The organism is Mesorhizobium sp. B2-3-5 (assembly GCF_006442395.1).
GTDB lineage: Bacteria > Pseudomonadota > Alphaproteobacteria > Rhizobiales > Rhizobiaceae > Mesorhizobium.
In genome coordinates, this window is record NZ_VFVX01000009.1 from 173,136 (window position 1) to 185,316 (window position 12,181).

The 12,181-nt window shown below is 62.3% G+C and carries 12 protein-coding genes and 1 other RNA gene; 6 read left to right on the top strand and 7 right to left on the bottom strand.

The window, feature by feature from the left end; genetic code table 11:
- The first annotated feature begins 245 nt into the window (after positions 1 to 245).
- Entirely contained in the window at positions 246 to 1,361 is a 1,116-nt protein-coding gene (locus FJ958_RS13655; protein ID WP_140743351.1) for a cystathionine gamma-lyase, read from the top strand.
- 9 nt (positions 1,362 to 1,370) lie between these two features.
- On the opposite strand, the gene FJ958_RS13660 is transcribed toward FJ958_RS13655, so the two are convergent.
- The 7 genes from FJ958_RS13660 to FJ958_RS13690 all read right to left on the bottom strand — a co-directional run bounded on the left by FJ958_RS13660 (position 1,371) and on the right by FJ958_RS13690 (position 5,352).
- The gene (locus FJ958_RS13660; protein WP_140743353.1) at positions 1,371 to 1,664 is read right to left on the bottom strand and encodes a type II toxin-antitoxin system RelE/ParE family toxin; all 294 of its coding nucleotides are present in this window, start codon (positions 1,662 to 1,664) and stop codon (positions 1,371 to 1,373) included.
- Positions 1,661 to 1,945, bottom strand: a complete 285-nt coding sequence (locus FJ958_RS13665; RefSeq protein WP_150829157.1) for a type II toxin-antitoxin system ParD family antitoxin — start codon at positions 1,943 to 1,945, stop codon at positions 1,661 to 1,663. The genes FJ958_RS13660 and FJ958_RS13665 overlap by 4 nt, the downstream gene beginning before the upstream one ends.
- A gap of 167 nt (positions 1,946 to 2,112) precedes the next feature.
- An RNA gene (gene rnpB, locus FJ958_RS13670) (RNase P RNA component class A) lies at positions 2,113 to 2,511 on the bottom strand.
- Positions 2,512 to 2,576: 65 nt separating this feature from the next.
- A complete protein-coding gene (locus tag FJ958_RS13675) occupies positions 2,577 to 3,296 on the bottom strand; it encodes a transglycosylase SLT domain-containing protein (RefSeq protein ID WP_140743357.1) in 720 nt (239 codons plus the stop codon).
- A 211-nt stretch (positions 3,297 to 3,507) separates the two neighbouring features.
- Complete coding sequence (locus FJ958_RS13680) at positions 3,508 to 4,263, bottom strand: N-acetylmuramoyl-L-alanine amidase (protein ID WP_140743359.1); 756 nt, start codon at positions 4,261 to 4,263, stop codon at positions 3,508 to 3,510.
- Positions 4,260 to 4,979: a DnaJ family molecular chaperone gene (locus tag FJ958_RS13685; RefSeq protein WP_140743361.1), complete on the bottom strand. Its 720-nt coding sequence runs from the start codon at positions 4,977 to 4,979 to the stop codon at positions 4,260 to 4,262. Before FJ958_RS13685 ends, FJ958_RS13680 begins: the two co-directional genes overlap by 4 nt.
- 160 nt (positions 4,980 to 5,139) lie before the next feature.
- A complete protein-coding gene (locus tag FJ958_RS13690) occupies positions 5,140 to 5,352 on the bottom strand; it encodes a hypothetical protein (RefSeq protein WP_140743363.1) in 213 nt (70 codons plus the stop codon).
- Between the two features lie 188 nt (positions 5,353 to 5,540).
- On the opposite strand from FJ958_RS13690, the gene FJ958_RS13695 reads away from it, so the two are divergent.
- The 5 genes from FJ958_RS13695 (at position 5,541) to FJ958_RS13715 (ending at position 12,171) form a co-directional block, all read left to right on the top strand.
- A complete protein-coding gene (locus FJ958_RS13695) occupies positions 5,541 to 9,293 on the top strand; it encodes a hydantoinase B/oxoprolinase family protein (protein WP_140743450.1) in 3,753 nt (1,250 codons plus the stop codon).
- A 157-nt stretch (positions 9,294 to 9,450) separates the two neighbouring features.
- Positions 9,451 to 10,749: a DUF3419 family protein gene (locus FJ958_RS13700; RefSeq protein ID WP_140743365.1), complete on the top strand. Its 1,299-nt coding sequence runs from the start codon at positions 9,451 to 9,453 to the stop codon at positions 10,747 to 10,749.
- Positions 10,746 to 11,411 carry a class I SAM-dependent methyltransferase gene (locus tag FJ958_RS13705; RefSeq protein ID WP_140743367.1) on the top strand — a complete coding sequence of 222 codons (666 nt, stop codon included), beginning with the start codon at positions 10,746 to 10,748 and terminating at the stop codon, positions 11,409 to 11,411. The genes FJ958_RS13700 and FJ958_RS13705 overlap by 4 nt, the downstream gene beginning before the upstream one ends.
- A 146-nt stretch (positions 11,412 to 11,557) precedes the next feature.
- Positions 11,558 to 11,854, top strand: a complete 297-nt coding sequence (locus FJ958_RS13710) for a type II toxin-antitoxin system RelE/ParE family toxin (RefSeq protein WP_140743369.1) — start codon at positions 11,558 to 11,560, stop codon at positions 11,852 to 11,854.
- 8 nt (positions 11,855 to 11,862) lie between these two features.
- The gene (locus tag FJ958_RS13715; RefSeq protein ID WP_140743371.1) at positions 11,863 to 12,171 is read left to right on the top strand and encodes a HigA family addiction module antitoxin; all 309 of its coding nucleotides are present in this window, start codon (positions 11,863 to 11,865) and stop codon (positions 12,169 to 12,171) included.
- The last annotated feature ends 10 nt before the right edge of the window (positions 12,172 to 12,181 follow it).

Consider the following 12,181-nt stretch of genomic DNA (forward strand, 5'->3'; position numbering starts at 1 on the left):
GGAACGAAGGCTTGAGTGTTGTAATGGGATATCATGGGGCACTATGGGCGTCAACGGGAATAGACTTCACAAACACGCACGCCGGGACCACCAGAGCAGCCGCTACGCACGTCTGATCTTTATGAACCATTAAGCCTAACGAACCGTTTAGGGCCGCCTGGCCCAACCGGACGCGCCTTGCCGCGAATGGCTGCCGGGCATAGCGTCTGCGCGTCCGACCGGTCACCAAAGGGGTTTGAGAATCGATGCCTGAATCAGCGAACACACGCGCCGCAGCACTTCCTCATCTGCGCAACAGCGGGCTCGCAAAGGGCGACCCGATCCCCCTGCCGCTGACCATGGCCGCCATCTACCACTCGCCCGGCGACGCCACCGGCTACGATCAGTATGGCCGCTTCAGCAACCCGACATGGGCTGCCGTCGAGCACATGCTGTCTCATCTGGAAGGCGCGCCTTGCGTGGCCTTTCCCTCGGGGATGGCCGCGATTTGCTCGGTGTTTTTCGCGCTGCTCAAGGCTGGCGACCGTATTCTGCTGCCGTCGGACGGCTATCACACGACAAGGGCGCTGGCCGACCGTTTCCTGAGGCCTTTCGGCATCAGTTACGATGTCCGCCCGACATCCACCTTCCTCGATGGAGGCTTCGATGGCTATCGGCTTGCCTTCGTCGAAACCCCCGCCAATCCGGGGCTGGACATCTGCGACATAGCAGCCGTTGCCGCGGCCGCTCACAAAGCGGGTACGCTGCTTGCGATCGACAACACGACAATGACGCCCTTTGGCCAGCGTCCCCTCGACCACGGCGCCGATGTCGTGGTGGCCGCAGACACCAAGGCCCCCAATGGCCATTCCGACGTGCTGTTTGGCCATGTCGCCAGCCGTAATGCGGATATCATCACTGCCGTGACCGGCTGGCGCGAGGTATCAGGCAGCATTCCCGGACCGTTCGAAGCCTGGCTGGTGCATCGCGGCCTGGAGACGCTCGACATACGCTTCGACCGCATGTGCTCCTCGGCGGAAGTGATCGCGCGACGGCTGCAGGGCCACAAAGCGATAAGCGGCCTGCGCTATCCCGGATTGGAAAGCGACCCGTCGCACAATCTTGCCCGCGCGCAGATGGAACGTTTCGGCTTTCTGATCTCGTTCGAACTCGCCTCGGAGGAGAAGGCCGAGGATTTCATCAACAATTGCCGGCTGATGCAGGCGGCAACATCTTTTGGCGGCGTCCATACCTCGGCCGAACGGCGCTTGAAGCGCGGCGACGCGGTGCCGCCAGGTTTCGTCCGCGTCTCCGTCGGCTGTGAACCGGTGGAGGAACTCTGGAAGGCGATCGAGGCCTCGCTGGACGAGATCTGCGGCTGAGCGGATCGGTCACGGTCCGAGATCGTCGGCTTCGATCTTGCGATGGCCGTGCAGCACGCGAAGAATCTCGATCGCGTCGTCAGTAACTCGATATAAAGTAAGGTATTCGCCGACGACCAGATGGCGGATTCCCGGCGCGATGTCCTCGCGCGGCGCCCCTGAGAAAGGATGCAGGGTGAGTAAGTTCCATCGTCTTTCCAAGGCGTCCACGAAACGGACCGCGGCATTGGGATTGTGGCTGGCGATATAGTCACCAAGCCCTTCGAGATCGACCGCCGCTTGAGGAAGCAGCCGGTATTTCACTCCTCAAGGCCTTTTGCCTCAGCCATCTTGAGATATTTGGCACGCACGCGTTCGAGGATTGGTGGTCCCACCAGCGCCGGCCCGCTGTCGATCCCTTCCTGCACCAGCTTGCGCAGTTCCTCCACCGTGTAGCCGAAGAGGTCGCGACGATCCTTCCACTGCCTGAGCGCATCGCGGATTACTTCGCTTGCCGACGCATACTCGCCAGCAGCGACGACATCATCGACAGCTGCCGCCAGTTCCGGCGAAAGCGTAATGCTACGTTTGTCGACCTGACCCATGAGTCGCTCCTTATTCCGTTCACAGGTATGGTACGATTTAATCGTACCATTTTCAAGGATAGCCATCCTGCACGGTGTTGACGGAATCAATGAGGCAACAAGAGACTTGAATCGACAGGCGCGCCGGACGGCGCAACCTGCTGATCTCAATGATTTCTCGGGGAGAAACTGCCAGCCGGCCTGTAAGCCGGGTTCTGTATGGCCCTCGCCCCTTGCGGGACGAGAACGTGGCGGCCATTCATCTTGGACGCATATTGCCATGCGCCTCACGCAACCTACCCGGACGGTGAGCCGGAAACAGCCCTCGAGGGTTTCCCCTCGCACCGCCCCTATTCGGTCTTGCTCCCGGTGGGGTTTACCGTGCCGCTCCTGTTGCCAGTCGCGCGGTGGGCTCTTACCCCACCCTTTCACCCTTGCCACGATAAATCGTGGCGGTTTGCTTTCTGTGGCACTTTCCCTGGGGTCGCCCCCGCCGGCCATTAACCGGCACCGTGTCTCCATGGAGCCCGGACTTTCCTCACCCACGGCCTTTCGGCGCTTGCGGGTGCGGCCGCCCAGCCAGCTGGCTGGGCGTATAAAGGGGTTCAGCCGGCAAAACGCAACCGAAAAAGCCGGTTGCGGCCAGTTCTTCTCATGCGGGCGCCCCAACAGCGGCCAACTGCACCTTGACCTTGCTGCAATAAGCCGCCGACACCGGGTTCATCCGGGTCGCGCCGTGGCCCGCATTGTATTTCAGGATCGTGCCACAAGTGGTGCCGCCGCCGAGATCCCGCGCCATGGCGAGATACTTCATGCCGTATTTGATGTTGGTGTCGGGATCGAACAGCCCTTTGGCCGAGCCGTTGTAGCCCATCATCCGCGCTGTTGCCGGCTTGATCTGCATCAGGCCGATCTCACCGGCGCTGCCAACCATGTTCGGCCGATAGTTGCTCTCGATCTTGATGACGGCTTGAGCCAGTGAAACAGGAACGCCATAGCTCGCCGCGTAGCGGGCGACGATCGCCGAATACTGGCCGCCACTGGCCACCGCCGCGGTCGACGCGGCGACATTCCTCAGGCCGATCGATGCCGTCGTCGTCATGTCGATGGTCTTGCGGCTACGCTTCGTCCGCCTTTTGGCTGCGGATCTCTTTGCCTTGGACCAGCTTGCCTTTTCCACCTTCGCCGAAGGCTGCTTCGTCACCGCCTTGGCGCTCTTGCTGCTTTCGGTCGGAATGACCTTGCCCTTGGCACTCACCGCGACCAGCCCCTGATCGGCCCGTGGGCTTACCGGCGCGGCGTTGGCCGCACTGGAGGCAAAAGTCATTACGCCGGCAGCAAGAGCTGCCGTTACAACGGTCAATTTCTGCATGAGATCCTGTTCTGTCTGGACCACGCGAAGATTTTCGCGCGGGATTGCTTGATTAACGTCGGAACATCCGGGGGGTTAGGTGTCCGACAAACTGTACGAATTGCCCTTTGAAGCCCGAATTGGCGGCAATGAAGGCGGGGCAAGTCACTTTGAGTGACAGTTTGTAACCTAACAGCGAAAAGGATTACTTGGGCGGCACCTTGACCCGGGGTCACCTCCGGACGGAAGCAAGCAGCCTTTCCAGCGTACGCACCGTCGACCCGTCTGCCGTCCCATCGATCCGGCGCGGCCGAAAATGCCGCTGGAAAGCCTCGATGACGTTCTGTGTCTGATGGTCAAAAGTACCTGATATCTCAACGCCGTAGCCATAGAGCGCCAGCATCGACTGCAGCGCCTCGACATCAGCCCCGCTGTCGCCGGGCTTCAGCGCGGCTCCGCGCCTCATAGGGGCGGCCGGCACGAGATGGCCGACACCGGCCTCGAACAGCACTGCCCAGGGAAACTTCTCACCCGGATCGATCTTGCGACCCGGTGCCACATCGGAATGCGCCAGAACCCGCTCGGCCGCGATAGCATGGCGGCTGACGATCCCCCGGCATAGGCCGATGACCGCGTCGATCTGGCGCCGGGGAAAACCGGGATAACCCAGCGAGTGCCCTGGATTGACGATCTCGATGCCGACCGAGCAGGAGTTGATGTCGGTGCGTCCGAACCAGGAACTCTTGCCGGCGTGCCAGGCGCGGTCGCTTTCCCTGACCATCTGCACGACGTGGCCATTCTCATGGACGAGATAGTGCGAGGAAACCTCGCTCGCCGGGTCGCACAGCCAGGATTCCGCGCCGGCACCTGTCGCCATGCCGGTATAGTGCAGCACGATCATGTCGGGCTTCAGCGTGTCGCGCCTTGGCCCGAAATTCGGCGATACCCTGACCTCGGCGCTTGGCTCGTCGGGCAGGAAGCCGCTCATGCGTGCCGCAGGCCCCGCTCGATCATCTCATAGGCGGCGTTGATCGCCGCGACCCTGGTCGTCGCGATCTTGATGAACTCCTGCGGCAGGCCGCGCGCGATCAGCCGATCGGGATGGTTGTCGGAAACCAGCTTGCGATACCGCTTCCTGACTTCCTCGAACGGCTTGCCGCGCTCGATACCCAGCACGACATAGGGGTCGGCGGCACCGAGATTGACGTGGCGGGCGAGGATCGACTCGTAATGCGCCTCGTCGATGCGGAAAATCTCGGCGATGCGGTGCAGGAACTGGCCTTCGCGCTCATGGATCAGCCCGTCGGCCTTGGCGATGTGGAACAGGCCGTCGAGTATGTCTTCCAGCATTGCGCAATTCGAATGGCCGGAGCCGCAAAGCTGCGCCATGCGCTCGGCATAGGTTTCGAAACCGGCAACGTCTTGTTTGGCCAAGTCATAGAGCCGCGCAACGTTGCGCGTCTCCCTTGGCGGCACCTCGAATATCTCCTGGAAGGCCCGCACCTCATCCTGGGTGACGATGCCGTCGGCCTTGGCCATCTTTGCCGAAAGCGCGATCATCGCCACCGAGAAGGCGACGCGCCGGCGCAGGTCTGCATCCCCGGAGAAAACCGTGCGCACAGCCTCGACGACGTCGGCCACGCCCGACGAAGCTGACGACGATACCCGTGTGATGAAGTCTCCGAGACGGTCCCAAATCGACATGGCCGCTTCTTAAAGCGAACCGGTCCCCGCTATCAAGCCAATAACGGCCATGGCCTCGCTTGTGGAAGACTGGCATTTGCCGGTCCACGGGTGCCCTGACGAAGAAAAGGCCGACGAGACGCCGGCCCTTCCTCCCAAGACACTTTTACTGCTTAACGAACTACTGCGCGGGCGCAGGAGCAGGCGTTGCCGGAGCCGGCTCGGCGGGCTTGGTCGATTTATCGGCCGGAGCCGCGGGCTTCATGGGCTGCTCGGCAGGCGGCGGATTGGTGCTCTGGGTGGTGGTCTTGTCAGTGCCTGTGCCGCTGTCGCTGCAGGCCGCAACGCCCAACAGGGCAAGAGCGGACACACAAGCAAGAATGAGCTTTTTCATGACATCTCTCCTTCAACAAACGCTCACATTGCGGTGAACGGTCGCAGGGGAAATGCGTCACACGGCCATGAGTTTCGTAACGTTGCGTTTCGGCGTGTAACAGCAACGGGATGTGGCCAACGTTGCTGCCGGCGTCGCGGCGGATTAACAACGAAAGCTGGAAACGAAAAATGCCGGAGACAGCCGCCATGGCCGCAAAATGGGATTTCTGGATCGATCGCGGCGGCACCTTCACCGACGTCATCGGCCGGGACCCGAAGGGTGGGCTGCATCCGCGCAAGCTCCTTTCGGAGAACCCTGAAGCCTATGCCGATGCCGCCATCGAGGGCATCCGCGATCTGCTTGCCGTTGCGCCGGGCGCGGCAATGCCGTCGGGTCTGATCGGCGACATCAAGATGGGCACCACCGTCGCCACCAATGCCCTTCTGGAGCGCAAGGGCGACCGCGTGCTCTTGCTCGTCACCAAGGGGTTCCGCGATGCGCTCAGGATCGCCTACCAGGCGCGGCCCGACATTTTCGCCAAGGAGATCATCCTGCCCGAACAGCTCTATGAGCGCGTCCTCGAGATTGACGAACGCGTGCTCGCCGATGGCTGCGTCGAACGGCTGCTCGACATCGCTGCTTGCCGGCCAGCGATCGAGCAGGCCAAAGCCGATGGCATCGATGCGGTCGCCATAGTCTTCATGCATGCCTGGAAATACCCCGATCACGAGAAGGCGGTGGCGAAGGTCTGCCGCAAGCTTGGTTTCAGCCAGGTATCGGTCAGCCACGAAGTCTCGCCGCTGATCAAGCTGGTCGGCCGCGGCGACACCACCGTCGTCGACGCCTATCTGTCGCCCATCCTGTCGCGCTATGTGCAAAGGGTGGCGGGAGAGCTCGGCGTCTTCTCCCCACTCGAGGGGGAGATGTCGGCAAAGCCGACAGAGGGGGTCATCTCAGAAGGCACCGCCAGAACGTCGCACCCAGTCGAACCGACCCCACCCGGCGGCTTTGCCGCCACCCTCCCCTCGACGGGGAGGGAAGGCCCGCGCCTCATGTTCATGATGTCCTCTGGCGGCCTCACCGCCGCCGACATGTTCCAGGGCAAGGACGCGCTGCTGTCGGGCCCGGCCGGCGGCGTCGTCGGCATGGTCGAGACGGCGAAGCTCGCCGGCTTCGACAAGGTCATTGGCTTCGACATGGGCGGCACCTCCACCGACGTCGCCCACTATGATGGCGAGTACGAGCGGGCCTTCGACACCGAAGTCGCCGGCGTGCGCGTCCGCGCTCCGATGATGCGCATCCACACGGTCGCCGCCGGCGGCGGCTCGGTCCTGCACTACGAGGCCGGCCGTTTTCGCGCCGGACCGGACTCCGCGGGCGCCAATCCAGGCCCCGCCGCCTACCGGCGCGGCGGGCCGCTGGCGGTTACCGATGCCAACGTCATGCTCGGCAAGCTGCAGCCCGATTTCTTCCCGGCCATCTTCGGCCCCGACCAGGACCAGCCGCTCGATCTGGAAACGGTGCGCGCGAAATTCGAGGCACTTGCCGCCGAAATCGGCGACGGCCGCTCGCCCGAGGCCGTCGCTCAAGGCTTCATCACCATCGCCGTCGAAAACATGGCCAATGCCATCAAGAAGATTTCGGTGCAGCGCGGCTACGATGTCACCGAATATCTCCTGAACTGCTTCGGCGGCGCGGGAGGCCAGCACGCTTGCCTCGTCGCCGACGCGCTTGGCATGGAAGCCGTGCTGATCCATCCTTTCTCCGGCCTTCTATCAGCCTATGGCATTGGCCTGGCGTCGGTCTTTGCCTCGCGCCAGCAGGCGCTGCTCAAGCCGCTTGCCGAGGACTCCAGGACAGAGATCGGCGGTCTCATCGCGACGTTGAGAAAAGCCGTTATCGCCGAACTCGCCGCGCAAGGCATCGCCGAGGATGCGGTTGCCACCAGGCCCGTGCTGCACATTCGCTATGACGGCACCGATACGACGCTGCCGGTGAATTTCGAAAGCGGCTCGATTTTCCAAGCCAAGCGCGATTTCGAAATCGCCCACAAGGCGCAATTCGGCTTCGTCTATGACGATAAGCCGATGATCGTCGAGACGGTTGGGGTCGAAGGCACCGAAATCGCCGAAAACAGCGCCGAAGCCCATGCACCCGCCGGACCTGCGAAGGATAAGATCGGCGCTTCCCAAACCCGGCGCATCTATACGGAAGGCAGGTGGCATGAAGCTGGCGTCCACCGTCGCGAAAACCTGCGCACGTCGGATCGGGTGGCAGGCCCCGCCCTGATCATCGAACCGAACCAGACCATCGTCGTCGAACCGGGCTGGCAGGCTGAAATCACCGACCTCAATCACGTCGTGATCCGCCGAACGGAAAGAAAAGCGCGCGCCGCCGCCCTCGGCACCGAAGCCGATCCAGTGATGCTCGAAGTCTTCAATAATCTCTTCATGTCGATCGCCGAGCAAATGGGCGTGACACTGCAGAACACTGCGTACTCCGTCAACATCAAGGAAAGGCTGGATTTCTCCTGTGCCGTCTTCGACCACACCGGGGCGCTGGTCGCCAACGCGCCGCACATGCCGGTGCACCTCGGCTCGATGGATCGCTCGGTCGAAACCATCATCCGGTTGAACTCCGGCGACATCCGTCCTGGCGATGTCTTTGCCTTGAACGCACCCTATAATGGCGGCACGCATCTGCCCGACATCACCGTCGTGACCCCGGTCTTCGACGATGCTCAAAGGAATATCCTCTTCTATGTCGCCTCGCGCGGCCATCACGCCGACATCGGCGGCACCGCCCCCGGCTCGATGACGCCGCTCGCCACCACGGTCGATGAGGAAGGCGTGCTGTTCGACAATTTCCGCATCGTCGACCGCGGAAGATTCCGCGAGAAGGAATTGCAGACGCTGCTGACCGACCACCGTTATCCGGCCCGCAACCCGCACCAGAACATCGCCGACCTTAAGGCGCAGATCGCCGCCAATGAGAAGGGCGTCGCCGAACTGCGCAAGATGGTCGCGCATTTCGGCCTCGATGTCGTCGAGGCCTATATGGGCCACGTCCAGGATAACGCCGCCGAGAGCGTGCGGCGGGTGATCGAGCGGCTGCCCGACACATCGGCCTATGAATATCCCACTGACACCGGCCAGGTCATCAAGGTGAAGATATCGGTCGACCGCCAGAAGCGCGAGGCGACCGTCGACTTCACCGGCACGTCGCCAGTGATGAAGAACAACTTCAATGCGCCCGAACCGGTCGCCCGTGCCGCTGTGCTCTACGCCTTCCGCGTCATGGTCGAGGACATGATCCCGATGAATGCCGGCTGCCTGCGGCCGATCAACATCGTCATTCCCGATGGCTGTATGCTGAAGCCCGCCTATCCTGCCGCCGTTGTCGCCGGCAATGTCGAGACCTCGCAGCATGTCACCAATGCGCTGTTCGGCGCCATGGGCGCGATGGCCAATGCGCAAGGCACTATGAACAACTTGACCTTCGGCAACAAGAAATACCAGTACTACGAGACGATTTGTTCCGGCTCGCCGGCCGGGCACATGAACTCTGGGCGCGGCTTTGCCGGCACCTCCGGCGTCCACACCCATATGACCAATTCGCGCCTCACCGATCCTGAGGTTCTGGAACTGCGCTTTCCCGTGGTGCTGGAGGATTTCCATATCCGCGACGGCTCGGGCGGCAAGGGCAAATGGAACGCCGGCGACGGCACGAGGCGCACTATCCGCTTCCTCGAGACGATGGAATGCGCGATCCTGTCATCGCACCGCAACCGCCCGCCGCAAGGGCTGGACGGTGGTGGCAATGGCGAGGTCGGCTCGACCAAGATCCGCCGCAAGGACGGCGCGATCGACGTGCTCAAAGCCTGCGACCAGACCGTGCTCGACGCCGGCGATGCCGTCATCCTGACGACGCCGACGCCGGGCGGGTTCGGCAAGCTGTAAGGAAGCATCCACAATTCGCTGCGGCGAGTCAGATGGCGTGGCTGTGGAGAACCGGAGCGGGCGGACGCTAGGTCCGTGAGCACCGGAAGCGCAGAAAGCCGCGTCAGATGACCGTCGCAGTAGAATTATCGATGCTTCCGACTGTCACCGGCTTGTCATGACCCTGCGCTACCCGCTTGCGCCAAAGCAAATGGGGAATCACCTTGCCATGACGGACGTTTCCGCAGATCTGGTTTTTCGGCGCGGCAAGGAAGTTGGAAAAGCCGTCTACCAGAACCGCCCGCTTTCGAAAGCCGGCATCTCCGAACGGCTGTTCGCCTTCCTCTTCTCCGGCCTCGTCTATCCTCAGATCTGGGAAGACCCGGATGTCGACATGGAAGCCATGCAGCTCGGCAAGGGCCACCGCGTCGTCACCATCGCCTCGGGCGGCTGCAACATCCTGGCTTACCTCACGCGCTCGCCGGCAAGGGTCGACGCGGTCGACCTCAACGCCGCGCACATCGCGCTGAACCGCATGAAGCTGGAGGCGGTGCGCCGCTTGCCCTCGCAGGGCGACCTGTTCCGTTTCTTCGGCGCCGCCGACACCAGCCACAATTCGGAAGCCTACGACCGCTTCATCGCCCCGCATCTCGATCCGGTCAGCCGCCATTATTGGGAACGCCGCAACTGGCGCGGCATCAGGCGCATCGCGGTTTTCGACCGCAATTTCTACCAGACCGGCCTGCTCGGCCTGTTCATCGCCATGGGTCACCGCACGGCGAAGTTCTTCGGTGTCAACCCGGCCCGCATGATGGAAGCCAGGAATATCGGCGAACAGCGCCGCTTCTTCAACGAGGAGCTGGCTCCGGTCTTCGACAAAAAGCTCCTGAAATGGGCGACCTCGCGCAAGGCCTCATTGTTCGGCCTCGGCATTCCGCCGGCGCAATATGATTCCCTGATCACCTCAGGCGACGGCTCGATGGCCAGCGTGCTGAAGGCCCGGCTGGAAAAGCTCGCCTGCGATTTCCCTCTGGAGAACAACTATTTCGCCTGGCAGGCTTTTGCGCGGCGCTATCCGAATCCAGGTGAAGCCGCCCTGCCCGCCTATTTGGAAAAACAGAACTACGACACCATCCGTGGCAATATCGACCGCGTTGCCATCCACCATGCCAATCTGATCGAGTTCCTCGCCGCCAAGGATGCCGGCGCGGTCGATCGGTTCATCCTGCTCGACGCGCAGGACTGGATGACCGATGATCAGCTCAATGCGCTGTGGTCGGAGATCACCCGCACGGCTTCCGCCGGCGCCCGCGTCATCTTCCGCACCGCCGCCGAGCCCAGCCTGCTGCCGGGCCGCGTCTCGACCTCGCTGCTCGACCAATGGGACTATCAGAACGAGGCGTCACGCGAATTCTCGGCCCGCGATCGTTCCGCCATCTATGGCGGCTTCCACCTCTATGTGAAGCGCGCGGCATGAGCGCGACGGAGCTGCCGGCCAGCCACGCCGAGCTGATGGACGGCGTCTACCGCTGGCAGCGCCACATCTACGACCTGACCCGCAAATACTATCTGCTCGGACGCGACCGCTTGATCGACGGCCTGGACGTTCCAGCCGGCGGCACCGTGCTGGAACTCGGTTGCGGCACCGGCCGCAACATCATCCTCGCCGCCCGTCGCTTTCCCGATGCCCGCTTCTTCGGCCTCGATATTTCAGCCGAAATGCTGGAGACGGCCGGCACCGCAATTGCCCGTGAAGGCCTGTCCGGGCGCGTCAAGCTGGCAAAGGGCGACGCCACGGAGTTCAACTCCGGCTCGCTGTTCGGCCGGGCCACCTTCGACCGTGTGTTCGTTTCATACTCGCTGTCGATGATCCCCGGCTGGGAAAAAACGGTGTCGGCGGCGCTCGCCGCCCTTTCGCCCGAGGGTTCTCTGCATGTCGTCGACTTCGGCCAGCAGGAAGGCCTGCCGCGCTGGTTCCGGTCGCTGCTGCGCGGCTGGCTGAGGAAATTCCACGTGACGCCGCGTGACTCGTTGTGGGACGTCCTTGAATCGGAAGCTGAGCGAACCGGCGCAACCTTCCATTTCAGAACGCTTTATCGCGGCTATGCCTGGCTTGCGATTGTCAAGCTCGGCCACTGACATCAGGTAAATTGCCGCCCATCGCTGTTGGTAGCCGGCCCCTGATACCCCCCGGGGCCTCGAGGACGCGATTGGATCGCCATCCGAAACAGATTGCGATCTGACCCAAGGAGTGGTACATTATCTCCGCTTGGGAGGAATGCGGAGTGATCGTCGGATTTCGAGACGAATGGCTGCGGGCGTTCTTCGTGGAAGATATCCATTCCCGCAACATTCCGTCCGATCTCGAAAGACGGCTATTCCGTAAACTCCAGATGATTGATGACGCGATGACCGATCAGGATTTGCGTGTGCCGCCCAGCAATCATTTCGAGAAGTTGCGTGGCAATCTCGATGGCCTTCATTCAATCCGCATCAACAATCAATGGCGGCTGATCTTCCGGTGGGACGGCGGCCGCGGTGAGGCGGCGGATATCTATCTCGACGACCATAGCTATAAGTGAGGTGACATATGTTGACGACCACGCGCAAGCCAGCAACGGTTGGTGAAATCCTCACAGAAGAATTCATGCAACCGCTCGGCCTGACACAGGCGGCTTTGGCCGAGGCGATGGGTGTTCAGCGCAAGCATGTCAACGAATTGTGCAATGACCGCCGCAACGTGACCGCAGCGACCGCGCTCATTCTGGCTCGGGTGTTTGGCAACAGCCCGGACTTCTGGCTGAACGTGCAGCGCCGTAGCGATCTCTGGCAAGTCATGAATTCGCCCATCGAGCGAGCGCGCGTCGATCGTGCCAAGCCTTTGGCGACAGCAGCGTAGATGACACGAC

Excerpts from the sequence above, each read along its gene's own strand:
- FJ958_RS13655 (WP_140743351.1), top strand. The coding sequence starts at position 246 with ATGCCTGAATCAGCGAACACACGCGCCGCAGCACTTCCTCATCTGCGC.
- FJ958_RS13665 (WP_150829157.1), bottom strand. The coding sequence starts at position 1,945 with ATGGGTCAGGTCGACAAACGTAGCATTACGCTTTCGCCGGAACTGGCG.
- FJ958_RS13675 (WP_140743357.1), bottom strand. The coding sequence starts at position 3,296 with ATGCAGAAATTGACCGTTGTAACGGCAGCTCTTGCTGCCGGCGTAATG.
- FJ958_RS13680 (WP_140743359.1), bottom strand. The coding sequence starts at position 4,263 with ATGAGCGGCTTCCTGCCCGACGAGCCAAGCGCCGAGGTCAGGGTATCG.
- FJ958_RS13685 (WP_140743361.1), bottom strand. The coding sequence starts at position 4,979 with ATGTCGATTTGGGACCGTCTCGGAGACTTCATCACACGGGTATCGTCG.
- FJ958_RS13690 (WP_140743363.1), bottom strand. The coding sequence starts at position 5,352 with ATGAAAAAGCTCATTCTTGCTTGTGTGTCCGCTCTTGCCCTGTTGGGC.
- FJ958_RS13695 (WP_140743450.1), top strand. The coding sequence starts at position 5,541 with ATGGCCGCAAAATGGGATTTCTGGATCGATCGCGGCGGCACCTTCACC.
- FJ958_RS13700 (WP_140743365.1), top strand. The coding sequence starts at position 9,451 with ATGACCCTGCGCTACCCGCTTGCGCCAAAGCAAATGGGGAATCACCTT.
- FJ958_RS13705 (WP_140743367.1), top strand. The coding sequence starts at position 10,746 with ATGAGCGCGACGGAGCTGCCGGCCAGCCACGCCGAGCTGATGGACGGC.
- FJ958_RS13715 (WP_140743371.1), top strand. The coding sequence starts at position 11,863 with ATGTTGACGACCACGCGCAAGCCAGCAACGGTTGGTGAAATCCTCACA.